This is a genomic window from Methylobacterium marchantiae (assembly GCF_042679825.1).
Lineage (GTDB): Bacteria > Pseudomonadota > Alphaproteobacteria > Rhizobiales > Beijerinckiaceae > Methylobacterium > Methylobacterium marchantiae.
In genome coordinates, this window is record NZ_JBHTND010000039.1 from 1 (window position 1) to 25,480 (window position 25,480).

The window sequence follows — 25,480 nt, forward strand, 5'->3', positions numbered from 1 at the left end:
GCGAGCGCGAGCCGCCCGCACCTGCACCGGCGCCCGCCAGGGTCGCCGTCGCGCCGCCCGCCGCGCCGAGCGTGACCGGCCCGGTCCTCAACCCGGACGGGACCTGCAGCCAGGCCGCGCCGGGTTCCGCGGGCGCGATCGAGACCGGGATCGGCGAATGCGATCTCGTCCGGCTCAAGGGCAAGGCGCCCACGGACGTGCTGGTCGGTGAGGGGCGCTCGGGCCGCGAGGTCCAGGTGCTCTACAGCGAGCCCGGCGCGAAGGAGCTGTACTTCTTCGTCAACGGGCGCCTCGACCGGATCGTCAAATCCTGACCGGCCTGCCTCAATAGGCCGGCACCAGCCGGTCGTCCTTCAGGGGCGCGATCATCCGGAACCGGAGGCCCTCGGCCTCGTAGCCGATGGTGACCTCCGCGTCGCATTGCTGGGCGAGGACGCGCTGCAGCAGCGTCGATCCGAATCCGCGCCGCTCGGGCGGCGTGACCGCGGGACCGCCGCTCTCCGTCCAGTCGAGATCGAGGACCCGGCCTTCCCCCCGCTGATCGATGCTCCAGCGCACCCTGATCCGCCCGGACGGCACCGACAGCGCGCCGTGCTTGGCGGCGTTCGTGGTGAGTTCGTGGATCGCCATGCCGGTGGGCACGGCGAGATCCGCCGCCAGTTCGATCGCCGGCCCTTCGAGGGAGATCCGGCTGGCCGTCGCGTCGTTGTAGGGGCCGAGTTCGTTCTGGAGGAGGTCCCGCAGCGGCGCGGTCTGCCAGTAATCCTCGGTGAGCAGGTTGTGCGTCTTGCCCAGCGACACGATTCGGTCCGAGAACGAATGGTAGAAGGTGTTGACGTCGTTGGACGACCGCGCCGTGGCCCCGAGCAGGCCCTGGACGGTGGCGAGGGTGTTCTTGACCCGGTGGTGGAGCTCGCGGATCAGCAGGGCCTGCCGCTCGTGGGTCCGCTGCCGCTCCTCCAGATGCGCCTGGACCTCGCGCTGCCGGCGTCGTGCCCGCAGGGCGGAACGGACGGCATTGGTCAGCACCGCCGGGTGGAACGGCCGTTCCAGCACCGTCGCGTTGCCGAGGAGGTCGGTCAGCCGCACGTCCGGCTGGCCGCCGCGATAGCTGAGGAGGACGAAGGGAAAGTCCGACCAGGGCGGCTGCCTCTCGACCCATTGGGCGATCGCGCGGCGGTCCCAGCGCTGCAGCGCCTCCTCCGTCACCACTGCACAGGCGGCCCGGTCGAGATCGGCCACCAGGGCGTCGAGGGTCGGGACCGTCTCGGAGGCGATGCCGATTTCCTCGAGGATCGCCGCCGCCACCTTCGCGTCCCGCCCCGCCGGTGCGAGGATGAGGACGACCGGATCAGGATGCGGCATCGGATCCGCGCTGGTTCAGGGGCTTGCCGTCCGCCTTGGTCCGCTCGTCGAGCAGGTCGTCCCGGTGGCCGTCATAGGTCGGGACCCCGGTGAGCACGCCGCGGAAATTGTGCAGGGGTTCTCCCACCCGCAATCCGCCCGAATCGATCTTGAACTCGCGGATCGTGTCCTCGTGCGGCCCGGTCCGCTTCTTCAGGACGGACAAGGCCCGCCGCACCCGGCCGGCGGCCTCGAAGAACCGCAGCATCACCACGGTGTCGCTGACATAGGTCAGGTCGACCGGGGATTCCATCCGCCCCACCATGCCGTGCTGGGCGAGGATCAGGATCGTCACGATGCCCTGCTGGTTCAGGTAGGTGACCAGTTCGTGCATCTGGAGGACCAGGAACGGCTGCCCGGCCATGGCGCTCATGTAGCCGGTGAGGCTGTCGATCAGCACCAGCCGGGCGCCGTCATTCTCGACGGCATCGCGGATGCGGCCGGCGAAATCCCCGGCGGACACGTCGGCGGGGTCGATCTGTTCGATGCGCAGCAGACCGGCATCGAGGAACTCGGCGAGCGGCATCCCGACGCTGGCCGCTCGCTGCACGAAGATGCCGCGGGTCTCGTCGAAACTGATGACGACGCCGTGCTCGCCCCGCCGCAGCCCGGCGATGAGATAGCTCAGGGCGAGGGTGGATTTGCCGGCCCCCGACGGTCCTATCAAGAGGCTGGTGGTGCCCCGGTCGAGCCCGCCCCCGAGCACCTGGTCGAGTTCGGGCACGCCGCTCTCGACCGTGTCCTTGGCGAAGCTGCGGTGATGGTCGCTCGCCACGAGCCGCGGATGGACCCTGATCCCGCCCTTCTTGATGACGAAGTCGTGGTAGCCGCCCTGGTACTCGGTGCCGCGCATCTTGATCACGTGGAGGCGCCGGCGGGCGGCTCCGTAGGCCGGCGTCACCTGTTCCAGGCGGATCACCGCATGGCTGATCGAGTGCAGGTTGAGGTCGTCCTCCTCGGAGCTGAGATCGTCGAGCATCAGCACGGTGGCGTTGTTGAGGAGGAAATAGCTCTTCAGCGCGAGGACCTGGCGGCGATAGCGCAGGGATCCCTGCGACAGCAGCCGGATCTCCGACAGGCTGTCGAACACCACGCGGCTCGGCTTCACCCGCTCGATCTCGGCGAGCGCCATCCGCACGGTCTCGCCGAGCTCGAGGTCGGACGAGTGGACGAGGCTCTGCTGCAGCTCCGAATCGAGGCTGAGCTCCGGCGGCACGAGCTCGTAGATGTCGATTCCGTCGAGAGACCAGCCATGGCGTTCGGCCACGGACAGCAGCTCCCGCTTGCTCTCGGACAGGGTGATGTACAGGCTGCGCTCGCCCTGCGCCTGCCCGTCGAGCAGAAATTGCAGGCCGAGCGTCGTCTTGCCGCCGCCGGGCCGCCCTTCGATGAGGTGGGCCCGATGGGCGGCGTATCCGCCGGACAGGATGTGATCGAGGCCCGGCACTCCCGTGGGGATCGGCCTGGCGTCGTGGGCGGGATTGACTGGCATCATCATGTCCGAGGGTACGGCATCGAGGCACAATAGGTTCCCGGGACAACTCCGTCGTCGGCAAATAGGCCACAATACGGGCGATTCCCGTTCGAGGAGCACGAGCCGGCGGACTTTGCAGATGCCGCGTCCCGCCTTATCAGACCGTGCCGCCTCGCTGCGGGGAGGCTCTCGACGCCGCCTCGCGCTCGACCAACCCACCCGACACGCCGGAGTTCGGATCCTAGATGCGCGAACCGAACGCGATCGACTTCTGGCGCGGCCTCGCCCTCGTGACGATCTACGTCAACCACATTCCGGGCAACACGTTCGAGCGCTACACCTATTCGCAATACGGCATCTCGGACGCGGCGGAGCTGTTCGTGTTCCTGGCCGGCTGGTCGATCGGAATCGCCACGCGGGGACGCGACGGCAAGCCCGAACCGCGCCTGAAGAGCGTGCTGCGGCTCCTGTCGCGCACGATCGAGGTCTACCGCGCCCAGATCACCACCATGGCGATCGCCCTGGCGATGATCGCCGGAACCGCGCTGCTCCTCGACAACCCGCTTCTGCTCGAATGGCACAATGCCGGCGGATTCTTCGCGGACCCGATCCAGACCACGGTCGGCTTCGTCCTGCTCACCCACCAGCTCGGCTTCTTCAACATCCTGCCGCTCTACGTCGTGCTGCTGGGCATCGCGCCGTTCTTCATCCTGGTCGCCCGCGTGAGCCGTCTCGCGGCGCTCGGCCTGTCCTTCTCGCTCTACGTCGCGAGCCTCGTCTTCGAATGGAACCTGCCGTCCTGGCCGGGCGAGGGGGACTGGTTCTTCGATCCGCTGTGCTGGCAGCTCCTGCTGGTGCTCGGCTTCGTGGGCCATGACTTCAACCGCGAATCCCCGACGCTCCGGCTGTGGTCGAGGCGGCTGATGCCGCTGGGCGTCGTCATCGTCGTGCTCGGGATCGTCCTGTCGGTGTTCGAGATCCGTCCCGACCCGCTCGCCGTCCCCGATCCGCGGCTGATCTTCACCTTCGAGAAGACCTATCTCACGCCCGCCCGGCTGATCCACTTCATCGGCGTGCTGCTGACATTTCAGGGCGTCTATGCGCTCATCTCGCCGCACATCGGCTTCGTGGTTAGATATTTGACAGGACTTGGTCGTAATTCACTGGCAGTCTTCTCCATCGGCTCGCTCCTGAGCCTCGCCGCCCAACTCGTGCGGTTCTCGACGGGAGGCGGCATCCTCGTTGATGTCGGTATCTTAGGATCGGGCTTGTTCGCTCTGGGCTTTACTGCATGGTTCGTCGAATGGCGCTCGCGCAAACCTCGACTCTCCTGATCTGCCTCGGCCTGACCTGTCTCGGGACGATCGGCGGATCGTCGCCGGCCGGGGCGGAAGGGGGCACGACCGTGATCTCGCCGCCCACCGCCGCCGCGCCAGCACCCGGCGGCGACGGGTCGGAGGCCGTCGATGTCAGCCTGTCGCCGGAATGCCGGGTCCCGGGCTCGAAGCTCTACACGCTGGCCCGCCTCGGCGCCGTGAAGGCCGCGCTGAAGGAGAAGAGGCCGGTGCGCGTGCTCGCCATCGGCTCCTCCTCGGCCGGCGCCGGCGCCTCGGCGACCTATCCGGTCAAGCTCGAGACGGCCCTGGAGCGCTCGCTTCCCAACGTCGATGTCGAGGTGGAGAGCCGGGGCATGCAGGGGGAGATCGCGTCCGGCGCGGCGGAGCGCCTGCGCAGCATGGTCGCGGAGGTGGAGCCCGACCTCGTGATCTGGCAGGTCGGCACCCACGACGCGCTGGCCCGCGTCGATGTCGATGCCTTCGCCAGCGCCCTCGACGAGACGGTGCAGTGGATCAAGTCCCACGACATCGACGTGGTGCTCGTCAATCCCGTCTACACGGCGTCGCTGGCCCAGGACGAGTATTACAACAGCATCGTCAGCAAGGTGCAGGAAGTGGCCCTGCGCGAGGGCGTGCCCCTGGTGCAGCGCTACGAGGCGATGCGCTACCTGTCGGGCCACAGCGACAAGGGCGAAGCCCACATGCTGGGGCGCCAGTTCCGCCTGAACGATCTCGGCCTGCGCTGCATGGCCGAGCACGTGACGCGGGCGATCACCCTGTCCCTGCTCCAGCCCGACCCGGCCGCCACGGGCACGGCGGGCGCGCCGTCGGTCATCGTCGCGCCCCCCAAGGACGTGGTGGTGAAGCCGCCGTCGCCGCCGCGGATCGGCACCGCACCGATTCAGGACCAGCCCTGAGAGACGACGGTTCGCTTAACCCGGACGCAACGGCCTTGACCTAAGGATCCGTGTTCAGGTCTGGGGGACGGAGTGGGCATAGCAACGGACGGGACGGAGGGCCGGACCCTCGGTGCGGCGCTCGTCCGCCTCAGGACGTTCCGTGCCGGTGCGGCGGGCGCGGCGCTCGACGTCTTCGCCATCCGCATCGCGGCGGCCGCCTTCGCCTACGTGGCCCAGGTTCTGATGGCCCGCCTGATGGGGCGGACCGAGTACGGAATCTTCGCCACGATCTGGGTCTGGATCGCCATCCTCGGCCATTCCTCGACCCTCGGATTCGCCCAGGGCGCCTGCCGCTTCCTGCCGGCCGATCAGGCGAGGGGGGACGTCGCGCAGGTCCGCGGGTTCCTCCTCGCGGGCGCCCTCGCCACCGGAACCTTCGCCTGCGCCGTGGCGCTCGTCGGCCTCGCGCTGGTCTGGATGCAGGGGAGCCTGCTCGCCGGGCCCTATGCCGGGCCTCTCCTCCTCGCCGCCCTCGTCCTGCCGCTCTTCACCCTCCAGGATTACTTGGAAGGCGTCGCCCGCAGCCAGAACTGGGCGGTCCTCGCCATCGCGCCGCCCTATCTCCTGCGCCAGGGCCTCATCATGGCGGCGATGGTGGGAGCGGTCGCCCTCGGGGCACCGGCGGAGGCCTGGGTCGCCGTCGCCTGCACCCTGGCCGCCACGGGGATCGCCCTGGCTATCCAGGCCGGCCTCCTCGTCCTGCGTCTTCGCGCGGTGCTGCCCCCGGTGACGCCGCGCTACCGCTGGCGGCTCTGGCTTCGGGCCTGCCTGCCCATCGGGGCGACGGAACTCGCCCATTCCGCCTTCAATATGATCGACGTGGTCATCCTGAGCGTCATGATGCCGCCGACGGCCGTCGGCCTCTACTTCGTCGCGACCCGCATCCAGCAATTCGTTCCCTTCGTGCAATTCGCCGCCTCGGCCGCGACTGCCCAGCGCTTCACCGCCGTCCATGCCGTCGGCGACGCCCCCGGCCTCACCCGCCTCGTCCGCATGCAGGCCCGCCTGACCTTCGCCGCCACGGCCGCCATCGGTCTCGCCGTTGTGGCGGCCGGGCCGCTCCTCCTCGGGATGTTCGGGCCGGAATTCCGCGACAGCCTCCCGCTCCTCACCGTGCTGGTCTCGGGCAGCGTCGCCGCGAGCCTGTTCGGGCCGGGCGAGGACCTGCTCACCATGATCGGCGGCGAGCGCCTCTGCGCCGCGATCACCCTGGCGATGCTGGCCCTCGCGTCCCTGCTCTGCGCTCTCCTGATCCCGGCATTCGGCGTGATGGGAGCGGCCATCGCGATGGCGCTCGCCAACGTCCTTCGCGGGGCCGGCATGGCGCTGGCCGCATGGACCGTGCACGGCATCGCGACCCCCGTCCTGCCGATCTCCGGCCGTCGCCATCCATGAGCGAAGGCATACGACGGCAAGAGGTCCCGCACCGGGAAGAGGACGCGCGCTCCGTCTCCATCGTCACGTATTCGGAGCTCGCCGCCGATCCCGCTTCCTGGGACGCGCTGATGGAGCGGGCGCTCACCACGCATCCGCATTACAGCCGCCACGTCATGGCCGCCCATCATGCCGCCGGCCTCGCCGATGCGGACCTCGCCTTCGTCTGCGTGCGGGGGAGAGGCGGCCTCGAAGCTCTGATGCCGTTCCGGTCGAGGCGGGACATCGCCGGTCTCGGATCGCGGGTGACGCACCCGTTCCTGTCGCCCTTCATCACGCAGACGAGCCCCCTCGTCGCCGAAGGGCCGGACTTGCCCGATGGGCGGGATTTGCCCGACAGGCTCGACCTGCTGGTGGCGGGCCTGCGGATCGCGTCCGGCGGGCGCCCCTGGCGCTGGCCGCTGCTTCCGACGGGGACGAGGCTCGGGCGCGGCCTGCTCGCGGCGATGGACCGGGCCGGCTGGGTGCACGGCGCCGCCGACCGTTTCGAACGGCCGATCGTCGAACGACGCAGCAGCCACTCCGTTTTCCTCGGCGAACATCCGCACCGCTCCCGGATGAAGGACCTGCGCCGTCGCCATCGGCGCCTGTCGAAGCGCGGTTCGCTCACCCTCGGCATCGCCACCGAGGGACCGGCCCTGGCCGATGCGGTGGCCGGGTTCCTGCGCCTCGAACGGGCGGGATGGAAGGGCAGGGCCGGGACCGCGCTCGCCTGCCTGCCGCAGCACGAGGCCTTCGCCCGGGCGCTGTTCGCCGATGGGAGCGGTCCGGTCGGGCTTCGGGCGGATACCCTGTCGCTGGACGGTCGCGCGCTCTCGATCAGCCTCGCCCTCCTGGCCGGCGAGACGGCCACGCTCTTGAAGACCACCTACGACGAGCGGGAGCGCGCCCATGCGCCGGGCCTCCTGCTGGAGGCCCTGATCATCGAGGAGATGCACGCCACCGGATTTGCCGGGCGGCTCGATTCCGCGACCCTGGCGGGCTCGGTCCTGGAGGACCTCTATCCGGACCGCGAGACGATCAGCGAGATCATCGCCGTCCCGGACGGAGCGTCGCGACCGATCTCCCTGGAGCGCCGCCTCCGCCTCGCGACGATGGAGCGAGAGGCGAAGACCCTGATCAAGCACCTGCTGGGCAGGCGCTGACGGACGGGCAAAGCCGTGCTACTGGGCCGGTCCGGCACGCCAGACAGGAAACCACCCGCATGCGTCGTCCGCTTCTCGCCCTCACCGGAGCCTTGTTGATCGCCATGACCGCTTCCGCATCCGCCGAGACCGTGACCACGCCCTCGGGCCTGCAATACCGCGACGAAGTCGTCGGCACCGGTCCTTCGCCGCAGACCGGCAAGAAGGTCAGCGTGCACTATACCGGCTGGCTCGACGATGGCGGCAAGCCGGGCAAGAAGTTCGATTCCTCGCGCGACCGCGGCCAGCCCTTCGGCTTCACCCTCGGCATCGGCCAGGTCATCGCCGGCTGGGACCAGGGCGTCGCCACGATGAAGGTCGGCGGCAAGCGCACGCTGATCATCCCGTCGGATCTCGGCTACGGCGCACGCGGCGCCGGCGGCCTCATCCCGCCGAACGCCACGCTCATCTTCGACGTCGAACTGCTCGGCGTGAACTGAACGGCGATTCCCGCTCGATGACCGGGGGAAGTATCCCTCACCTCCCGACCACCCCCTCATCCTGAGGCGCCGGAGCGGAGCGGAGGCCTCGAAGGAGGCCTCCAGTTTACGTCAGGTTCGTGGAAGCCTCCTTCGAGGCGGCTGTCGCCGCACCTCAGGATGAGGTCGTGGGGAGGATGTCGGGCGTCGGCCCATTTCGCCCTGATGGGTGCCCGGCGTCTGAAGCCGACGGCACTCCACGCGATCGCTCAGACCACCAATCCAAGCGCCGCGCGTGCCTCGGCGGGCGTCGCGACGGAGCGGCCGTGGCCGAGCACCCGCTCCACGGCGAGGCCGACGAGTTCGGCATTGCTCGCCGCCAGCCGGTCTTTCGTGATGCGGATATTGTCCTCCAGGCCGGTCCGCACCGCATCGGCGCCCCGCGCCAGCGCCCAATCCATCACCTCCGCCTGATGGCGGCCGATGCCGGCGGCGGTCCAGGTCGCGTCGGGCAGCACCTGCCTGAGTTCGCCCAGAAGCAGGTCGAGAAGGCGCTCGTCCGCCGGCAAGGCGTTCTTCACCCCCATCACGAACTGGACGTGGGGGCTGGCATCCATCAGCCCCTCATCGAGCAGGCGCTTCGCGCCATGCAGGTGCGAGAGGTCGAAGATCTCGATCTCCGGCCGCACGCCGTGTTCCCGCATCTGGCTCGCCAGATCGGTGACGAGGCTCGCCGGATTCTCGTAGACGATGGTGGGGAAGTTCACCGAGCCGGTGGAGAGCGAGGCCATGTCGGGCCGGTGGCGCAGCGACAGGCCGCGGCTCGCCGGATCGCGCCCGCGTCCTCCGGTGGAGAACTGCACGATCATGCCGGGGCAGTGCGGGCGGATTCCCTCCTGAACCGCCGCGAACCGCTCCGGGTCGGAGGAGGGCGTCTCGTCGTCGTTGCGCACATGGATATGCACGAGGGCGGCGCCGGCCTCGTAGGCCTGGTGCGTCGACTCGATCTGCTCGGCGACCGTGACCGGAAGGGCGGGATTGTCCGATTTGCGCGGCACGGAGCCGGTGATGGCGACGGCGACGACGACGGGTCTCATGATCCTGGTCCCGGATATCCGACGAGGGAGACCGGGAGATAAGGCATTCCGCCTGCGAGGCGAAGGGCTAGGCGCGCCGGCGGGGCGGCGTCGGTTCAGCCCTGGAACAGCAGGCTGGCGCTGGTTCCGGGGCCGCCCGGACGATAGATCAGGGCGGAGCGCAGGTTCGTGGCCATCGCCCTGACGATCCGCGAGCCGAGACCGGTGCCGCGCGGCTGGCCCTCGCCGGTCCAGCCGATGCCGTCATCCTCGACCGTGAGGCTCAGGCTGTCCGGTCCCTGCCGTCCCACCGCGACCCGGATCTCGCCCAGGATGTCCGGCGGATAGGCGTATTTGTAGGCGTTGGTCACGAGTTCGGTGACGACGACGCCGACCGAGACGGCCTTGTCGGTGGCGAGGCGGATGGGCTCGGCGATGAGCCGGATGGCGTGGTCGCGGCCCGCAGCCTTCATCGCCCCCTGCAATTCCTCCACGAGACTGGCGAGATAGGCGTCGAGCTCCACCGCCTCGACGTCGTCGGAGGTGTAGAGCCGGCGGTGGATACCGGCGATGGCCGAAATCCGCGCCTGCATCTCGCGCAGGGCCGCCTTGGCCGCCGGGTCGGAGACCGCGTTGGTCTGCATGTGCGTCAGCGCCGCCACCAGAGCGAGGGAGTTCGCGACCCGGTGATTGACCTCGCGCAGGAGCATCACCGCCCGGTCGCGGGCCTCGCGCATCTCGGCCTCGGCCCGCTCCTTGTCGCGCCTCAGGGCCTCCTGCCGAAGGGCCGTATCGACCGCCTCGCCCAGAAGCTCGCGGAACTGGCCCTGGAGATCCTTCCAGACGTAGTCGACGGCGCCGGCCTTCAGCGCAGCCACCGCGACGCGGCTGTCCTCCGAGCCCGTGACGTAGATCACCGGCGGCGCCGAGGGCATGGCGCGGATGGCGGGAAGTACGTCGAGCCCGGTCTGGCCCGGCATGTGATGGTCGAGCGCCACCAGATCGATGCCTCCCCGTTCGAGGCGCGCGAGCCCCTCGTCGGCATTGGCGGCGAGCTCCACCACGTAGCCGCGCGCCCGCAGGGCCTTCTGCACGAGGCGCCCGAGGCCGGGATCGTCGTCGACATAAAGGACGCGGCCGCGCTCCGGGGAGACGGGGGCGCTCATGAATCCGACGACGTCATGGGTTTCCGGGCATTCATGGGTTCTCGGGCATTCATGGGTTCTCTGGAACTTGCATCACCGAGAAGAACAGGCCGAGCTGGCGAATGGCGTTCGCGAAACCCTCGTAGTTCACCGGTTTGGTGATGTAGACGTTGGCGCCGAGATCGTAGCAGCGCTGGACCTCGCGGCTGTCATCCGTGGTGGTGAGGACGACCACCGGCGAGCGCCGCGTATGCGGGTTGGCCTTCACCTTCTCGAGGATGTCGATGCCGGTCATGTCCGGCAGGTTGAGATCGAGCAGGATCAGGAGGGGGCGCTTGGCGCTGGCCTCCCCCGACCCGTCCGGCCCCATCAGGTAGGCGAGCGCGGAGGTGCCGTCCCGGAACGGGATGATGTCGTTGTTGACGCCGGCTCGGCGGATGTTGCGCTCGATCAGACGGGCATGGCCCTCGTCGTCCTCGATCATCACGATACTGACGGATTGCACGTTCGGGACAGGCCTCATTCCGCGGCGAGGGGCGTCGCGTCGGCGCCCGTCCTCGTAGCTGTAGCGCTCTCGCGGGGCAGCGTCACGCTGAAGGTGGTGCCGTCCCCGAGCCTCGACGTCATGTCGATCCGTCCGCCGAGGGAGCGGACCAGGGCCTTCACATGGGCGAGGCCGATTCCCTCGCCGGGCCGGTCCTGCTTTCCGGAGCGGCGGAACAGCTCGAAGACGCGGGCATGGTCGCGCTCGGCGATGCCCCGGCCGTTATCGGCGACGTCGATGCGGATGCGCGCGCCGACCGCCGTCGCCGTGACCGTGATCCGGCCCGGCCGCGCGGGATCGAGATACTTCACCGCATTGTCGAGGAGGTTGCCGAAGATCTGTTCGACGGCCAGTCGGTCGGCGGTGATCCGGGGGAAGTCGGAGGCGACGATCACCTCGGCGCCGGCGGCCTCGGTCTGGTGGCGCTGGGCATCGGCGAGGCGCTGGAGCAGCGCCTTCAGGTCGAGTGCTTCGGGTTGGAAGCTGCGCCGTCCCTCGCGTGAGAGCTTCAGGATCGCCGCGATCAGGCCTTCCATGCGGGTGACGGCGGCGCTGATGAAGCCGAGCGCCTCGCCGAGATCGGCGTCGATGCCCTCCGCCTGCGGATGGCCCTGGAGGGCCGCGCGGATATCCTCGCGCGTCGCGTCGAGCTCGCTCGTGAAGCCCATCACGTTGACGAGGGGGGCGCGCAGGTCGTGGCTCACGATATAGGCGTAGCGCTGGATCTCCTCGTTCGATTCCCGGAGTTCCGCCTCGGCCTCCCGCTGCTCGGTGATGTCGGTATGGACGCCGACCCATTCGCGGATGGCGCCGTCGGGGGCCAGCACCGGGACGGCGCGGATGGCGTAATGCCGCCATGTCCCGTCCCGCGAGCGCACCCGGTGCTCGTGGACGAAGGTGCGCTTTTCCCGCACCGTCTCGTTCCAGGCCGCGATGGAGGACGGGGAATCGTCCGGATGCACGGCGTTCGCCCATCCGAAGCCCTGGTACTCCTCGCGCGACTGGCCGGTGATGGCCGACCAGCCCGGCTGCTCGCCGACCATCCGGCCCTCGGCATCGTTGGTCCAGAGCACGCCGCGCACGGCCTGGACGGCGGCGCGGAACCGCGCCTCGCTGGCGCTCAGGTCGCGCTGCACGCGCTGCTGGTCGATGGACGAGGCGAGCAGGGCGAGGAACAGGATCAGGAAGGTCGCGCCGCCGACGACGAGGGCGAGGTTCTGCTGGCCCGGCGCGAGGGCGGAGACATGGGCGGCATGCGCACCGGCCTCCTCGGCGGTGAAGGTGGCGGCGGCCATGCCGGTATAGTGCATCCCGGCCACGGCGAAGCCCATGACGAAGGCGGCCGCGATCTTCTGCCAGACCTCGTTCCGGCGGAAGGTCAGCCAGAGCGCGGCCGTGGCAGCGGTCACGGCGATGAGGACCGACACGGCGACCACCGGGATGCTGTAGGCGAGGTTGCCGGGCACCCTGAGCGCGGCCATGCCGGTGTAATGCATGCCGGCGATGCCGATCCCCATGAGCGGTCCGCTCACCAGGATGTCGCGCGTCCCGGCCACTGTCCGGCTGACCCAGGCGAAGGCGCCACCGGTGGCGCCGACGGCGATGAGGAGCGAAAGCAGGGTGAGGCCGGTATCGTAGGCGGCCGGCATTCCCATCTCGAAGGCGAGCATGCCGACGAAATGCATCGACCAGATGCCGCCGCCCATCGCCAGGGCCGCCGCGCCGATCCAGGGGATGCGGCGCCCGGGCTCCGCGTCGCGAACGCGCGATCCGAGATCCAGCGCGGTGTAGGAGGCGATGACGGCGATGGCGACGGACAGCGCGACGAGCGCGGGATTGTAGCCGGTATGGACCATCGTAAAACCGCTCTCGGGTGATCCGGGCAGGCGCGGCTTGCCCGAGTCCTCTCCCTATCCGGTCGCCGGCGGTGCCACCACTCCCCTCCGGCCGTGCCGTCACCTGTCCCGCCGGAAACCGGGCGGTCAGGCAATGCCGAGCGCCCGGATCAGGATCAGGCTGATGGCGAGGAGGACGGCGAGGGAGCCGGTGACGGCGAGGGTCACCCTGCCGCCCATGCGCGCCAGGACACGCACGTCGACGCCGAGGCCGAGGGCGGTCATGGACATGATCGTCAGGAAGCCGGCCAGTTGCTTCACCGGCCCGGAGGCGGCTTCGGGAATGAGGCCGAGGGAGCGCAGGGTGGCGAGGCCGAGGAACCCGAGGATGAACCAGGGCACCAGTCTGGCGAAGCCGAGTTTTCGCCGCTCGGTCTTCCGTGCCCCGGCCTCCGCGGGCAGGCGATGCGCGATGAGCGAGAACGCCACCACCACGGGCCCGAGCATCAGCACGCGCACGAGCTTGACCAGCGTTCCGACCTGGGTGCTGAGCAGCCCCACCGGCACGGTCGCGGCGAGAACCTGTGGCACGGCATAGACCGTGAGGCCGGCGAGCACCCCGTACTGGTGGTCGGACAGCCCGGCGAGGGGGATGAACAGGGGCAATCCCAGCACCATCAGCACGCCGAGCACGGCGGTGAAGGCGATGGAGCCGGCGACGTCCTTGCTGTCGGCCCCGATCACCGGCGCCACGGCGGCGATGGCCGAGTTGCCGCAGATGGCGTTGCCGCAGGCGACCAGGATCGCCATCCGCGCCGGCAGGCCGAGGCCGCGGCAGATCGCGTAGCTCGCCGCGATGGCGAGGATGACGGTGCCGACGATGCCGGTGAGCAGGGCCGGCCCAGAGGCGACGATGGCGCCGAGGCTGATCGAGGCGCCGAGCAGCGTCACCGCGATCTCCAGCACCTGCTTGGCGCTGAAGGCGATCCCGGCCCGGAAGCGCTCGCCCGGCACCCAGGCGGTGCGGATCGCGATTCCGAACAGGATCGCGATGACGAGGGCCTCGATATAGGGATGCCCGGTGGCTCGCTCCTCCCAGACCTGGACCGCCATGGCGATGGCCGTGACGCCGAGGCAGAGGGCGATGCCCGGCAGGAGGGAGGAGGCCCCGTTCCCGGTCGTCGCGCCCGCCGCAGCGGCGGGGTTGGGAGATGCCTTCACGCTCGCTCTGCCCGCTCGGACGCACCCGCGAGGGCCCCCGGAAAGAAACTTCTGCCTAGCTTCACGGAAAGAGAAAACCCCTCTCCATAACGGCCCAAGTTCAAAAGACGCATCCATTGATCGAAGGCAAGCAAAACACGATCTTCACCCGCATGAGCACGCGTTCCGACCTCCGCGCCACGAGTCTCCGCGCCACGAGCTTCGATCCGTATGGCGAGCCGGTCTGCGACGACCGCTCGGTCGCCATGGTGCAGGGCGACCGGCGGGCGCGCAATGCGGCCATCGCGGTGTTCTGGACCCTGGCGCTGACGCTGATCGCCGGCCGGGTCTATTTCAGCGATCAGAGCGTCGGTCAGACCATCATTCTCGCTCAGGCGCAGATCGCTTCCCTCGTCGGGGCGATCCGCTGACGCGGTGCCGGTTGCGGCCGGTCAGTATGCGGCGGCGAGATAGGCGGCGATCGCCTTGGCATCCGCCTCCTCGATCGGGGCGTGGAACACCGACACCATCTTCGTGACTTCCCCGGTCCAGAACGCGGCGCCTTTGCCCGGCGGCTGGGTGAGGATGTAATCCACCGAATGGCAGACCATGCAGTTGGTTTGCGCGGCCTCGAACCCTGCCTCGTGGCCCTTCGCCGGGCGCAATTGGGCGGTGGGTTCCGGGATGTCGTAGCTGCGCGGCTCGGCCTGGGCGCCTCCGGCGGCGAGCAGGGCGATCCCTCCGCACGCGGCGGCGATACGATGCTTGGTCATGCCGTGCTCCCTCAGACAGCCTGGATGCGCGTGGTCTCGACGACGTTCCGCATGTAGCCCGCCGGGTTCCAGCGCGGCTCCATCGGCTGCGTCGCGCCGTCCGTCGCCGTCGCCTGCACGCGGACCACGTGCGGTCCCGCCGGCAGATCGGCCTCGAAGGTCCAGGGCCGGAAGGAATAGCGGCCGAGATCCTGGCCGAGCTTGGCCGACGCCCATGTCCGGCCGTCGTCCAGGGAGACGGCCACGTCCTGGATCCCCGACCCGCCGTCGAAGGCGATGCCGCGCAAGCCCATCTTGCCGGCCGCGACCGTGGCGCCATCCGCCAGGCTCGTGACGAAGGAGCGGACCGGAAGCCGGTTGATCGGCACGGTCTTGGCCGAGGCCGTTCCCGGCTCGACGCAGGCGCACGCGTTTTCGGGGATGCGGTAGGCCTTCTGCATCCAGAACCCGTCGAAGGGCTTGTCCAGCACCGTGATCGCGCTGAGATGCTTGATCCAGTAGGTGCCGTAATAGCCGGGAACGACGAGCTTCAAGGGGTAGCCGTTGAGCCAGGGCAGGTCTTCCCCGTTCATCGCCCAGGCCAGCATCACCTCGCCGTCGCGGGCATGGTCGATGTCGAGCGCCTTGGCGTAACGCGGCGTCTCGGGCAGGACCGGCCCGTCGAGGCCGGTGAAGGCGACCTGGACCGCCCCCGGCTTCACACCGGCCTTGTCGAGCACGGCCTTCAGGGGGATTCCGGTCCAGCGGGCATTGCCCATCGCGCCGTTCCCGAGTTGGCCGCCGGCCACGCGCGGGACGAGGAAGCCGCGCGAATTGCCCGAGCACTGGTTCACCGCCACGAGATCGACGGTCGGAAGGCTCTTCAGCTCGGCGAGGGAGAGCGAGACCGCCCCATCCACATGGCCCTTCACCTCCAGCCGGAACAGGTCCGGGTCGATGGAGGTGGGGATGTCGGCGAGATGGTAGCGCACGAAGAACGCATCGTTCGGCGTGAGCACGCTCTCATCGAAGATGGAGAACGGCGTCTCGAGCTGGGGCGGCCGCGCCGTCGTCAGCATCAGCGGACGCTTACCGGGATAGGCCACCAGCGGCCTCTCGCCATTGGCGAAGGGCAGCGTCGCGACCTCGCCGGCCAGGGCATTCAGGGACGGCAGCGCGAGGCCTCCGGCCGCCACGGCGCCTCTCAGGAAATCCCGCCGGCCGAGTTCGAACATCGCGTCCCCCATCGTGACCGCGACCACGCGGACCGCCCCGGCCGGTGGATCGCACCACGTTTGATCCCATCATGCGGGAGAAGCTCGAAACGAACGAGGAAAACCTTCGGACACCGTTACGGAACCGGCAGCGAGCGGGACGCTGAGCCGCGCCGGAGCATCCGTCCGGTCCAGGGTCCATCGACGAAAAAGGGCCGTCCTCCATGGGGAGAACGGCCCGTGTCTAATTCCCCGCCGTCACCAGCGGGGGTGGGAGGTCGATCCGCTCGACCCGTCACGAACAGCCGGTGGTGCCGCCGCAGGTGTCGCATTTCAGGCAGGTTCCGTTGCGCACGAGGGTGAAGTTCGCGCATTCCGGGCAGGCTTCGCCGACATAGCCCTTCATCTTGGCCTCGGCCCGGCGATCCGAGACGGTGCGTTCCGCTTTGGCGAAGGGCAGCGCGGTGACGAGGGCTTCGGCATGGCCGGCGGTGGCCGGCTCGGCCTTCAGCGCCGTCGCGCCCCGCACGGCGTGGACCGCACCTCCAGCGGGCGCCGACGCCCCGGCATGGCCGGAGCCGATGCCCACCGTGCCGCCGGCCGCGCCGCCCTGGATCAGGGTGAGCCGGTCGGCCGAGCCGCGCAGCAGGCCGCGCGAGACGATGCTGGAGGCCACGGGATCGGGCCTGTCGCCGCTGCGGCTGCCTTCGCCCTCGCCCTTGCCCATCACGGTGTTGCCGATCTCGGACGGATCGACATGGGCGAGGTCCATGCGGCCGAGATAGGAGATCGCCAGTTCGCGGAACACGTAGTCGAGGATCGAGGTGGCGTTCTTGATCGCGTCGTTGCCCTGGACGAAACCGGCCGGCTCGAACCGGGTGAAGGTGAAGGCGTCGACATATTCCTCCATCGGCACGCCGTATTGCAGGCCGATCGAGATCGCGATGGCGAAGTTGTTCATCAGCGAGCGGAAGGCGGCGCCTTCCTTGTGCATGTCGATGAAGATCTCGCCGATGCGGCCGTCCTCGTATTCGCCGGTGCGCAGGTAGACCTTGTGGCCGCCGACCACCGCCTTCTGGGTGTAGCCCTTGCGCCGGTCGGGCAGCTTCTCGCGCGAGCGGATGCGCTCGACCCGCTCGATCACCCGCTCCACCACCTTCTCGGCGAGCTGGGCGGCCTTGGCCGACGAGGGCTGGGCGACCAGGGCCTCGATCACGTCGTCGACATCGTCCTCCTCGTCGGCGATGAGGGCCGAGTTCAGGGGCTGCGACAGCTTGGAGCCGTCGCGGTAGAGGGCGTTCGCCTTGAGGGCGAGGGTCCAGGACAGCTTGTAGGCGTTCTTGCAATCCTCGACGGTGGCGTCGTTGGGCATGTTGATGGTCTTGGAGATGGCGCCCGAGATGAAGGGCTGCGCCGCCGCCATCATGCGGATGTGGCTCTCCACCGAGAGGTAGCGCTTGCCGATGCGACCGCACGGATTGGCGCAGTCGAACACCGCGTAATGCTCCTGCTTGAGGAACGGTGCGCCCTCCAGGGTCATCGCGCCGCAGATATGGGTATTGGCGGCCTCGATGTCCTTCTTCGAGAAGCCGAGGAAGGGCAGGATCTCGAAGGTCGGGTCGGCGAGCTTCTCGGCCGGCACCTTGAGCACGTCTTTCAGGAAGTCGTCGCCCAGCGTCCAGCGGTTGAACACGAACTTGATGTCGAAGGCCGATTTCAGGCCGGCCTCGATGGCCGAGATCTTGTCGTCGGTGAAGCCCTTGGCGCGCAGGGTTCCCGCATTGATCGCCGGCGACTGGCCCATGGAGCCGTGGCCGACGGCGTAGGCCTCGATCTCGGCGATGTCGGATTCGCGGTAGCCGAGGGAGCGCAGGGCGTCGGGCACCGCACGGTTGATGATCTTGAAGTAGCCGCCGCCGGCGAGCTTCTTGAACTTCACCAGGGCGAAGTCGGGCTCGATGCCGGTCGTGTCGCAATCCATCACCAGGCCGATCGTGCCGGTGGGCGCGATGACGGTGGCCTGGGCGTTGCGGTAGCCGTGCTCCTCGCCGAGCGAGAGGGCGCGGTCCCACGCCACCCTGGCGCGTTCGGCGAGATCCGCCTGCGGGATGTTGGCGATGTCAAGGGGGACGGGAGCGATCGAGAGGAACTCGTAGCCCTGAGCCTCGCCATGCGCCGCGCGGCGATGGTTGCGGATGACCTTGAGCATGGCGTCCGCATTCTCGTCGTAGCCCGGGAAGGGTCCGAGCTCCGCCGCCATCTCGGCGGAGGTGGCATAGGCGACGCCGGTCATGATCGCCGTGAGGGCACCGGCGAGCGCCCGGCCCTTATGCGAATCGTAGGGCAGGCCCATGCTCATCAGCAGGCCGCCGATATTGGCGTAGCCGAGGCCCAGCGTACGATACTTGTAGGAGAGCTCGGCGATCTCCTTCGAGGGGAACTGCGCCATCATCACCGAGATCTCGAGGACCACGGTCCAGAGCCGGTTGAGATGCTCGAAGGCGGCGACGTCGAACTCACCGCTGGCGCGGTCGTACATCGTCAGCAGGTTGGCGGAGGCGAGGTTACAGGCCGTGTCGTCGAGGAACATGTACTCGGAGCACGGGTTCGACGCGCGGATTTTTCCAGCGGTCGGGCAGGTGTGCCAGTCGTTCATGGTGGTGTTGAAGTGCAGGCCGGGATCGGCCGACGCCCAGGCGGCCTCTCCGATCTTGTCCCAGAGCTCGCGGGCCTTGAGGGTCTTCACCGACTTGCCGGTGGTGCGGGCGGTCAGGTTCCAATCCGCATCCGCCTCGACGGCGCGCAGGAAGTCGTCCGTGAGGGAGACGGAGTTGTTCGAGTTCTGGCCGGCCACCGTGAGATAGGCCTCGGAATCCCAGTCGGTGTCGTAGACCGGGAAATCGATCTTGGTGAAGCCCTGGCGGGCGAACTGGATGACGCGCTTGGTGTAGCCGTCCGGCACCATCTCCTTGCGGGCGGCCTTCACCGCCTTCTTCAGGGCGGGGTTGCGCTCGACGTCGAAACAGGCGTCGCCCTCGGCCTCGCACTGGGTGCAGGCCTTCATCACCGCCTGGAGGTGCTTGGAGACGATCTTGGAACCGGTGACGAGAGCGGCGACCTTCTGCTCCTCCTTCACCTTCCAGTCGATATACTGCTCGATATCCGGGTGATCGATGTCGACGATGACCATCTTGGCCGCGCGCCGGGTGGTGCCGCCCGACTTGATCGCGCCCGCCGCCCGGTCGCCGATCTTGAGGAACGACATCAGGCCCGAGGATTTGCCGCCGCCGCCGAGCTTCTCGTTCTCACCGCGCAGCATCGAGAAGTTGGAGCCGGTGCCCGAGCCGTACTTGAACAGGCGCGCCTCGCGGACCCACAGGTCCATGATGCCGCCCTCGTTGACGAGGTCGTCCTGCACGCCCTGGATGAAGCAGGCATGCGGCTGCGGGTGCTCGTAGGACGAGGCTGACTTCGTGAGCTCGCCGGTGCGGTAATCGACGTAGTGGTGGCCCTGGGCGGGGCCGTCGATGCCGTAGGCCCAGTGCAGGCCGGTATTGAACCATTGCGGCGAATTCGGTGCCACCATCTGGCGGGCGAGCATGAAGCGCAGCTCGTCGAGGAACGCGGAGGCGTCCTCTTCCGACGAGAAATAGCCGCCCTTCCAGCCCCAATAGGTCCAGCAGCCGGCGAGACGGTCGAACACCTGGGTGGACGAGGTCTCGGAGCCGGTGCGCTCGGCCTCGGGCAGGTCGGCGAGGGCGGCCTCGTCGGCCACCGAGCGCCACAGGAAGGAGGGAACGTCGTTCTCTTCCACGCGCTTCAGGCGGGCGGGGACGCCGGCCTTGCGGAAATACTTCTGGGCCAGCACGTCGCTGGCGACCTGGCTCCAGCTCTCGGGCACGGAGATGCCGTCGAGGCGGAACACGATCGATCCGTCCGGGTTGCGGATCTCGCTCAGCGCCTTGCGGAAGGCGATGGTGGCGTAGGGGGATTGCCCGGCCGTGGTGTGGCGCCGCTCGAACCGCATGAACCCTGTATCCCTTGTCGAAGAGTCGACGATGCCGCCGCGCCCTGCGCAGCCGCTGGTGTAGTCAAGTCTGAAGAAGGCAAGCGACCGCGAGCGTTCGCGATACGCCGTCCGAAGGCCGAGAAAGGCTGTGGGCCGCCGTACCGACACAACTGCTTCGGCGACCCTCGCAAACTATCGCGGCCATGGCCTTCACGTCAACAACTTGTGTGTGCCGGCTACGTTCCTAGCTAGATGTTGTGGTGGGTTCGTAATTCCTGTGGATATCGCGGCGGCGCCGATAAGTGCTCTTTTCGCCTGAAGGATTCGCCGGCGAAAAATTTTGCATTCACAGGCCGTGAGCCGCCGGGGCAGCCTGAACTTTTGGTTAAGGCGCCCTCCCTGTGGGATTCCGGCCGCACCCGCGTGCCGGCCGCCGGTGCCGATATCGTCGGCGCGCGACGCGCTTGCGCTGGACTTCGCCCTGGCCCCTCACCATAGTCCCGGCCGAGGAAGGACGGGCGGTCGCGCCGGTCCGGTTCAGGCGAGTGCGATGGCTCTCAAGGACACGCTTCTGCGAATCTTCACGTGGTGGAACGGGCAGACCATGTCGCTCGCCGTGATGACGGCACGGCACGGGCAGTTCGTCGGCACGGACGATTTCGGAAACACCTATTACAAGGCGCTCGGACCGCTGATCGACCGCTCGGTCGGCCCGGAGCGGCGCTGGGTCGTCTATAACGGCTATGCCGACGCCTCGAAGGTCCCGCCCGGCTGGCGCGGCTGGCTCTGCCACAACGGCGACGTGCCCCCGAGCGAGGAGACCTACACGCCCCGCGACTGGCAGAAGCCGCATGTGGAGAACCTCACCGGCACCAGCGCCGCCTATCGCCCGAAGGGCTCGCAGCTCAACCCCCGCGCCAAGCCGGCGACCGGCGGCGATTACGTGGCCTGGAGCCCGGAATCCTAGCGTTCAGGCGTAGCGATAGGGTTGCGGCCACAGGTATCTGATGATTCCTCCGATCAAGGGCCACGAACGGAAGCCAAGCGGAGCATGCATCTGCAGGCTGTAGACGTCAGCGTTTCTGCGAATCACGCGGAACGGAAGGGCTTCGTCTACTGCAGTCAGCGTTTTCAAGACCTGCCGGACGAAGCAGGGCTCAAGACTAGTCATAGCAACGATTTCATCCTTCGTAGCTCCAGCATACATTGGACTCACGAGACAGGCTAGAATCAACCGCACATCATCGACTGTACGACCCGGCTGCTTCGCAAGGACTGGAGCGATCAGGTCGACGGGAAGATCCCAGCCCACGATCTGGTTGCGGCGGACAAGATCGGAGAGGATCGTGAGCTCGATGAAGTTCAGGAGCCTGCGACGGCTGATCCGGTAGAGGCCAGAAGCCGCCCAACGAATTTCGCTTTTTTGGACTTGCGCCGCGATGAATGGGCGATGGATGGCGTCGAGGCGCCCGGCAATTCGCTTGGATAGGGTTCGAAAGGCGCTACCGGACATCTTGGGCCAGGGCGGGAGCCCGACTTCCACGGCGGCGTTGCCACAGAGCGGTAGGATCATGGCCTCTTCTGCGCCTTTGCCATACGGGTCGGAGCGGGAAGAGAGGGCCTGGCAGACCGCTCCATCAGAGCCCATCAGGACGCTGCTGCTCGCAGGCAGTCCGAAGACGGATGCAAGGAACCGCTGACAATTCCGTCGCCCGAGTTGATAGTCGTGCGCGCGAAACGCTTCGTCGAGAAACCCGCCGAATCCTCCGAGCAGGCCGCAGGCGATAGGATATCGCTCGATCGGACCATTCTGGAGCGATCGAATTGGCGAGATCATGAACCGGGAGCGGTCGTTGGGATTCACCGCAGGCCCAAGTTCCGATGGCCGAAACCGAGCCTGATCGATCAGGGCCGGAAACAGGGCGCGGAAGATCGAGACGATCTCCAGGGCGGGGTACCCTTCGGGCGGAAATGCGGGTGGTTCGGGAAACGGCGCCACCATGATCACGGCTCGATCGGCGTCCTCCCCAGTTTTGCATGTTTCGCCAGGATTCCACAGGGCGTGCTCGACGAAGTCGAACGGCGAGTTGTTGACGACGCCACCATCGACGGCGACGAAATTATACTTTCCAGTCAGATCGACCGACGAGGGGAAAGCGGCATTGATGCCGGTGTTCGTCAAGCGGTAGGGATACTGCCGCTTTTCATATTGCTCGAACGGGGTGGAGACTGTGCGGGGAGCCAAGCCGCCGGGAAAAGCGGCCGAGGCTATGGCGGCGTTGCCGTAGGACCGCCACTCCTCCGATATGTCCCCCTGACCCGGGCCGGGCAACGTAGCTGCATCCAGCCTGAGCGACTTGTCCGCCGCGAGCCAGAGCCCGTCCGTCTTTGGCCAAACCGCTGTACCGACGCCGCCAATTGCAAAATGGAGGCGGTCACCGTGGGTCTGCATGCCATAAGAACCTTGACCGAACGCGACGTCGAATGGAATTCCCCGCAGGTTCGTTACGGTCACGATGAGGTTGAGCGTGTCGGCGAGGTAGGGAAACGGCCCTGGCTGTGCTGCCGGCCCCGACTCGGGATGTAGCAGTCCCGCCCTCTCGATCTCGTCGAGCAGCGTAGCGTTGAGAACGGAGCGCAAAAGGAGAGGCTTGGCGCCCTTCGTCGGCGTCAGCACCTTGCCGTCCGGCCCACACGGCGCGACATCGTCCTTGCCTAAGAGGTCCTTGCGCTTACTCCCGGCTGCGGCGACCATGCAGGGCCGGGTCACCCAGGTCTCGTACAGAGTTGGCAGGACGCATCGGATGCTCTGAAACGGAGTGTTCGCGGTACCCTGAAGTACCGCCGTCTCCTCATCGGATAAGGTAACGGGGCGAAGCCCGCGGGCAAGCGCAACGATGCCCAGGGCTCCCGTGATCGCCCCAGCCGAGGCACCAGCCATCGTGCGAATACAGACTCGATGCTGCGGAACATCGTCTTTCCGCGAGTCTTCCCAAGCCTGAAGCGCCTGAAACAGAAAATCGACGACACCGGCGGTGTAAGAACCCGCTGAAATAGCGCCGGCCAAGGCCAGACCGATCTCAAAATCGGGTCTCTGATGTAGTGGGGCGCTATCGATCTCGACTGCCATTGTTGCCCCCCGCATGATTCGCTGATCGCTCTTCAACGCAGGATCAACCGGCAAAGGATACTAATCAATCTGTAGTTAGGTGAATCTGTCCTGTCCAAACACGTCGGAGGCAGAGATTCTGGGACGCGTGACCGTGTCTCGTCTGCGTCTCGCGATGCCCTTTTTCCAACATCGTTCCCCTGTCTAAAGCCGGATGACATCGGCGCAGGCATGGCCTACCGGGTCTCGATCGTCTTTCCGCAACGGGTTCGCTGACTTCATGACCGCTGCACGTCGCGCCAGAATCGCTCTTCACGTCACCTTCGCCATGGCGTGTGCATGTGTGGGCGCCGCTGCCGTCCCAGGCCAGGCCCTCGCCGACAAGATCAAGAACCCGACCGCGGTGTTCTCCGGCCTCGACAAGATCACCGGCCGGATCGTGTCGTTCGAGGTCGCCGTCGACGAGACGGTGCAGTTCGGCGCCCTGCAATTGACCCCGCGCGTCTGCTACAGCCGGCCTCCCACCGAGAGCCCGAAGACCACGGCCTTCCTCGAGGTCGACGAGGTGACCCTCGACAACAAGTACCGCCGAATCTTCACGGGCTGGATGTTCGCGGCGAGTCCCGGCCTGCACGCCATCGAGCATCCGATCTACGACGTGTGGCTCGTGGATTGTAAGGGCGGCAACGACATCATCGCCGAGGCGCGCGAGCAGGAAGACGTGCCGGCCATGGCCTCGAAGCCGGAGAAGACCCGGCGCCCGAAGAACACCGACCCGACGCGCACGGCCCAGCAGGTCAACCCGAACGGGCAGGTCGATGTCGAGGCGCCGCGCGGCGTGCCGGTCCAGCCCAAGCAGAAGCCGTCGCGAAAGTTCTTCCCGACCAACGAGGGCCCGGCGCCCGCACCGCCGCCGCCGGCCCAGCCGCAATCGATCTTCGATTCCATCTTCCGGTAGGATCGGCCGGCAACAGGAGAGCGCGCCATGCCCGACAGCGTCACCATCCTCGCCTTCGCCGGCGTCTCCCTCGGGATGGTGCTGACGCCGGGGCCCAACATGGCCTACCTCGTCTCCCGCGCCATCTGCCAGGGCCGCGCCGCAGCCCTGGTCTCCCTCGGCGGGGTCGCCCTGGGCTTCGTGTTCTACATGCTGTGCGCCGCTCTCGGCATCACCGCCCTGGTCCTGGCGATCCCCTATGCCTACGACGCCCTGCGGCTGACCGGCGCGCTCTATCTCGGATATCTCGCCTGGCAGGCGCTAAAGCCCGGCGGCCGCTCGCCCTTCGAGGTGCGTGCGCTCGCGCCCGACGGCAAGGCGAAGCTGTTCGCGATGGGGTTCCTCACCAACCTCCTCAACCCGAAGATCGCGATGCTTTACCTCGCGCTGCTGCCGCAATTCGTGGCGCCCGAGGGCGGCGGCATTCTCGGTCAGACCCTGCTGCTCGGCTCGGTCCAGATCGTCGTCAGCGTCGCGGTCAATGGGCTCATCGCCATCGCGGCCGGCTCGATCGCCGTCTTCCTGTCCCGTAATCCGGGATGGCTGAAGGTGCAGCGCTGGATCATGGGCGGCGTGCTCGGCGGCCTCGCCATCCGCATGGCCCTCGACGGCCGGCGCTGACGGGTCAGGTCACGGTGAAGGCGGCGAGCACGTCCTCGCCGCCGACGGCCCGGTCCCCCGGCCAGACATCCCAGCTCGCATCCAGGACGATCGCCTCGGCGAGGCGGCGCTTGTAGACGTGGCGCGGCAGTTCCTCGGCGCCGAACTGGATCAGGTGGTCGGTGACGAACTGTGTGTCGGCCAGACGGTATCCACCGAGTTTCAACCGCGCCATCAGATGGACGAGGGCCACCTTCGACGCGTCCCGCACCGTGTGGAACATGCTCTCGCCGAAGAACGCGGCCCCGAGCGAAACGCCGTAGAGGCCGCCGACGAGCCGTCCCTCGGAATAGACCTCCACCGTATGCGCGTGCCCGGCATCGAACAGGGCGCCGTAGAGTTCGCGGATGCGGGCGTTGATCCAGGTCTTCTCGCCGTCGCCCCGAGGCGCCGCGCAGCCCGAGATGACGCCGTCGAAATCGAGGTCGGTCCGGACCTCGAACTGGTTCGAACGGACGGTGCGCGCGAGCCGGCGCGCCACGTGGAAATGATCGATCGGCAGGACGCCGCGCGCCTTCGGTTCGACCCAATAGATCGTGGGGTCGTCGGCATCCTCCGCCATGGGGAAGATCCCGGCGGCATAGGCCTTGAGCAAAATCTGTGGGGTAATGTCCACGCGTTCGCCGTCGTGGTCGTGCTGCATGGAAGCAATGTGATCCCTCGCGCGCGCGAACGCCAGAGAAACGATGCCGCGCCCGGCCTCTTCACGACGAAAGACGGCGGAGCTT

General features: G+C 68.0%; 22 protein-coding genes. 10 read left to right on the plus strand and 12 right to left on the minus strand.

Annotation, left to right across the window (positions count from 1 at the left end):
* Positions 1-314, plus strand: a 314-nt coding sequence (locus tag ACFQ4G_RS19665; protein ID WP_379040906.1) for a hypothetical protein, incomplete at its 5' end; no start/stop codon positions are given.
* A 10-nt stretch (positions 315-324) separates the two neighbouring features.
* Here the strand turns inward: ACFQ4G_RS19665 and ACFQ4G_RS19670 are convergent.
* Both ACFQ4G_RS19670 and ACFQ4G_RS19675 read right to left on the minus strand, forming a co-directional pair.
* Positions 325-1,365, minus strand: coding sequence for a sensor histidine kinase (locus ACFQ4G_RS19670; protein ID WP_238207667.1), 1,041 nt, complete (start codon positions 1,363-1,365; stop codon positions 325-327).
* Entirely contained in the window at positions 1,352-2,902 is a 1,551-nt protein-coding gene (locus ACFQ4G_RS19675) for an ATPase domain-containing protein (protein WP_238207665.1), read from the minus strand. The genes ACFQ4G_RS19670 and ACFQ4G_RS19675 overlap by 14 nt, the downstream gene beginning before the upstream one ends.
* 221 nt (positions 2,903-3,123) lie before the next feature.
* Between ACFQ4G_RS19675 and ACFQ4G_RS19680 the strand changes: the two genes are divergently transcribed.
* The 5 genes from ACFQ4G_RS19680 (at position 3,124) to ACFQ4G_RS19700 (ending at position 8,232) form a co-directional block, all read left to right on the plus strand.
* Complete coding sequence (locus ACFQ4G_RS19680; protein ID WP_238207662.1) at positions 3,124-4,212, plus strand: OpgC family protein; 1,089 nt, start codon at positions 3,124-3,126, stop codon at positions 4,210-4,212.
* Positions 4,182-5,132 carry an SGNH/GDSL hydrolase family protein gene (locus ACFQ4G_RS19685; protein WP_238207660.1) on the plus strand — a complete coding sequence of 317 codons (951 nt, stop codon included), beginning with the start codon at positions 4,182-4,184 and terminating at the stop codon, positions 5,130-5,132. Before ACFQ4G_RS19680 ends, ACFQ4G_RS19685 begins: the two co-directional genes overlap by 31 nt.
* 72 nt (positions 5,133-5,204) lie before the next feature.
* Positions 5,205-6,569: a lipopolysaccharide biosynthesis protein gene (locus ACFQ4G_RS19690; RefSeq protein ID WP_238207658.1), complete on the plus strand. Its 1,365-nt coding sequence runs from the start codon at positions 5,205-5,207 to the stop codon at positions 6,567-6,569.
* A complete protein-coding gene (locus ACFQ4G_RS19695; protein ID WP_238207656.1) occupies positions 6,566-7,753 on the plus strand; it encodes a GNAT family N-acetyltransferase in 1,188 nt (395 codons plus the stop codon). Before ACFQ4G_RS19690 ends, ACFQ4G_RS19695 begins: the two co-directional genes overlap by 4 nt.
* A gap of 59 nt (positions 7,754-7,812) precedes the next feature.
* Positions 7,813-8,232 (plus strand): FKBP-type peptidyl-prolyl cis-trans isomerase, encoded by a 420-nt coding sequence (locus tag ACFQ4G_RS19700; protein ID WP_238207654.1) that lies wholly within the window; start codon positions 7,813-7,815, stop codon positions 8,230-8,232.
* A gap of 248 nt (positions 8,233-8,480) precedes the next feature.
* On the opposite strand, the gene ACFQ4G_RS19705 is transcribed toward ACFQ4G_RS19700, so the two are convergent.
* The 5 genes from ACFQ4G_RS19705 to ACFQ4G_RS19725 all read right to left on the minus strand — a co-directional run bounded on the left by ACFQ4G_RS19705 (position 8,481) and on the right by ACFQ4G_RS19725 (position 14,032).
* Entirely contained in the window at positions 8,481-9,308 is an 828-nt protein-coding gene (locus ACFQ4G_RS19705) for a BKACE family enzyme (protein ID WP_238207652.1), read from the minus strand.
* A gap of 95 nt (positions 9,309-9,403) precedes the next feature.
* Complete coding sequence (locus ACFQ4G_RS19710; RefSeq protein WP_238207651.1) at positions 9,404-10,453, minus strand: sensor histidine kinase; 1,050 nt, start codon at positions 10,451-10,453, stop codon at positions 9,404-9,406.
* A 49-nt stretch (positions 10,454-10,502) separates the two neighbouring features.
* The gene (locus ACFQ4G_RS19715) at positions 10,503-10,916 is read right to left on the minus strand and encodes a response regulator (RefSeq protein ID WP_379040917.1); all 414 of its coding nucleotides are present in this window, start codon (positions 10,914-10,916) and stop codon (positions 10,503-10,505) included.
* 35 nt (positions 10,917-10,951) lie between these two features.
* Positions 10,952-12,832 (minus strand): MHYT domain-containing protein, encoded by a 1,881-nt coding sequence (locus tag ACFQ4G_RS19720; RefSeq protein WP_238207649.1) that lies wholly within the window; start codon positions 12,830-12,832, stop codon positions 10,952-10,954.
* Positions 12,833-12,958: 126 nt separating this feature from the next.
* A complete protein-coding gene (locus ACFQ4G_RS19725) occupies positions 12,959-14,032 on the minus strand; it encodes a YeiH family protein (RefSeq protein WP_238207648.1) in 1,074 nt (357 codons plus the stop codon).
* Positions 14,033-14,184: 152 nt separating this feature from the next.
* On the opposite strand from ACFQ4G_RS19725, the gene ACFQ4G_RS19730 reads away from it, so the two are divergent.
* The gene (locus tag ACFQ4G_RS19730; RefSeq protein ID WP_238207647.1) at positions 14,185-14,442 is read left to right on the plus strand and encodes a hypothetical protein; all 258 of its coding nucleotides are present in this window, start codon (positions 14,185-14,187) and stop codon (positions 14,440-14,442) included.
* A 21-nt stretch (positions 14,443-14,463) separates the two neighbouring features.
* Here the strand turns inward: ACFQ4G_RS19730 and sorB are convergent, their stop codons facing one another.
* From sorB to ACFQ4G_RS19745, 3 genes are all read right to left on the minus strand, one after another.
* The gene (gene sorB, locus ACFQ4G_RS19735) at positions 14,464-14,784 is read right to left on the minus strand and encodes a SorB family sulfite dehydrogenase c-type cytochrome subunit (protein ID WP_238207646.1); all 321 of its coding nucleotides are present in this window, start codon (positions 14,782-14,784) and stop codon (positions 14,464-14,466) included.
* 11 nt (positions 14,785-14,795) lie between these two features.
* Positions 14,796-15,998 carry a SorA family sulfite dehydrogenase catalytic subunit gene (sorA, locus tag ACFQ4G_RS19740; protein WP_238207713.1) on the minus strand — a complete coding sequence of 401 codons (1,203 nt, stop codon included), beginning with the start codon at positions 15,996-15,998 and terminating at the stop codon, positions 14,796-14,798.
* 274 nt (positions 15,999-16,272) lie between these two features.
* Positions 16,273-20,004, minus strand: a complete 3,732-nt coding sequence (locus ACFQ4G_RS19745; RefSeq protein WP_379040912.1) for a vitamin B12-dependent ribonucleotide reductase — start codon at positions 20,002-20,004, stop codon at positions 16,273-16,275.
* A 532-nt stretch (positions 20,005-20,536) separates the two neighbouring features.
* On the opposite strand from ACFQ4G_RS19745, the gene ACFQ4G_RS19750 reads away from it, so the two are divergent.
* Entirely contained in the window at positions 20,537-20,953 is a 417-nt protein-coding gene (locus ACFQ4G_RS19750; protein WP_238207644.1) for an NADH:ubiquinone oxidoreductase subunit NDUFA12, read from the plus strand.
* Positions 20,954-20,956: 3 nt separating this feature from the next.
* On the opposite strand, the gene ACFQ4G_RS19755 is transcribed toward ACFQ4G_RS19750, so the two are convergent.
* Positions 20,957-23,116, minus strand: a complete 2,160-nt coding sequence (locus tag ACFQ4G_RS19755) for a patatin-like phospholipase family protein (RefSeq protein WP_238207642.1) — start codon at positions 23,114-23,116, stop codon at positions 20,957-20,959.
* A 307-nt stretch (positions 23,117-23,423) separates the two neighbouring features.
* On the opposite strand from ACFQ4G_RS19755, the gene ACFQ4G_RS19760 reads away from it, so the two are divergent.
* Positions 23,424-24,053 carry a DUF2155 domain-containing protein gene (locus tag ACFQ4G_RS19760; RefSeq protein ID WP_238207711.1) on the plus strand — a complete coding sequence of 210 codons (630 nt, stop codon included), beginning with the start codon at positions 23,424-23,426 and terminating at the stop codon, positions 24,051-24,053.
* Positions 24,054-24,080: 27 nt separating this feature from the next.
* The gene (locus tag ACFQ4G_RS19765) at positions 24,081-24,713 is read left to right on the plus strand and encodes a LysE family translocator (RefSeq protein ID WP_238207640.1); all 633 of its coding nucleotides are present in this window, start codon (positions 24,081-24,083) and stop codon (positions 24,711-24,713) included.
* 4 nt (positions 24,714-24,717) lie between these two features.
* On the opposite strand, the gene aat is transcribed toward ACFQ4G_RS19765, so the two are convergent.
* Positions 24,718-25,395, minus strand: a complete 678-nt coding sequence (aat, locus tag ACFQ4G_RS19770; protein ID WP_238207638.1) for a leucyl/phenylalanyl-tRNA--protein transferase — start codon at positions 25,393-25,395, stop codon at positions 24,718-24,720.
* Between the last annotated feature and the right edge of the window lie 85 nt (positions 25,396-25,480).

Excerpts from the sequence above, each read along its gene's own strand:
- ACFQ4G_RS19670 (WP_238207667.1), bottom strand. The coding sequence starts at position 1,365 with ATGCCGCATCCTGATCCGGTCGTCCTCATCCTCGCACCGGCGGGGCGG.
- ACFQ4G_RS19720 (WP_238207649.1), bottom strand. The coding sequence starts at position 12,832 with ATGGTCCATACCGGCTACAATCCCGCGCTCGTCGCGCTGTCCGTCGCC.
- ACFQ4G_RS19685 (WP_238207660.1), top strand. The coding sequence starts at position 4,182 with ATGGCGCTCGCGCAAACCTCGACTCTCCTGATCTGCCTCGGCCTGACC.
- ACFQ4G_RS19715 (WP_379040917.1), bottom strand. The coding sequence starts at position 10,916 with ATGATCGAGGACGACGAGGGCCATGCCCGTCTGATCGAGCGCAACATC.
- ACFQ4G_RS19705 (WP_238207652.1), bottom strand. The coding sequence starts at position 9,308 with ATGAGACCCGTCGTCGTCGCCGTCGCCATCACCGGCTCCGTGCCGCGC.
- ACFQ4G_RS19675 (WP_238207665.1), bottom strand. The coding sequence starts at position 2,902 with ATGATGATGCCAGTCAATCCCGCCCACGACGCCAGGCCGATCCCCACG.
- ACFQ4G_RS19745 (WP_379040912.1), bottom strand. The coding sequence starts at position 20,004 with ATGCGGTTCGAGCGGCGCCACACCACGGCCGGGCAATCCCCCTACGCC.
- ACFQ4G_RS19700 (WP_238207654.1), top strand. The coding sequence starts at position 7,813 with ATGCGTCGTCCGCTTCTCGCCCTCACCGGAGCCTTGTTGATCGCCATG.
- ACFQ4G_RS19680 (WP_238207662.1), top strand. The coding sequence starts at position 3,124 with ATGCGCGAACCGAACGCGATCGACTTCTGGCGCGGCCTCGCCCTCGTG.
- ACFQ4G_RS19750 (WP_238207644.1), top strand. The coding sequence starts at position 20,537 with ATGGCTCTCAAGGACACGCTTCTGCGAATCTTCACGTGGTGGAACGGG.
- ACFQ4G_RS19695 (WP_238207656.1), top strand. The coding sequence starts at position 6,566 with ATGAGCGAAGGCATACGACGGCAAGAGGTCCCGCACCGGGAAGAGGAC.
- ACFQ4G_RS19765 (WP_238207640.1), top strand. The coding sequence starts at position 24,081 with ATGCCCGACAGCGTCACCATCCTCGCCTTCGCCGGCGTCTCCCTCGGG.
- ACFQ4G_RS19755 (WP_238207642.1), bottom strand. The coding sequence starts at position 23,116 with ATGGCAGTCGAGATCGATAGCGCCCCACTACATCAGAGACCCGATTTT.
- aat (WP_238207638.1), bottom strand. The coding sequence starts at position 25,395 with ATGCAGCACGACCACGACGGCGAACGCGTGGACATTACCCCACAGATT.
- ACFQ4G_RS19760 (WP_238207711.1), top strand. The coding sequence starts at position 23,424 with ATGGCGTGTGCATGTGTGGGCGCCGCTGCCGTCCCAGGCCAGGCCCTC.
- sorA (WP_238207713.1), bottom strand. The coding sequence starts at position 15,998 with ATGTTCGAACTCGGCCGGCGGGATTTCCTGAGAGGCGCCGTGGCGGCC.
- ACFQ4G_RS19730 (WP_238207647.1), top strand. The coding sequence starts at position 14,185 with ATGAGCACGCGTTCCGACCTCCGCGCCACGAGTCTCCGCGCCACGAGC.
- sorB (WP_238207646.1), bottom strand. The coding sequence starts at position 14,784 with ATGACCAAGCATCGTATCGCCGCCGCGTGCGGAGGGATCGCCCTGCTC.
- ACFQ4G_RS19710 (WP_238207651.1), bottom strand. The coding sequence starts at position 10,453 with ATGAGCGCCCCCGTCTCCCCGGAGCGCGGCCGCGTCCTTTATGTCGAC.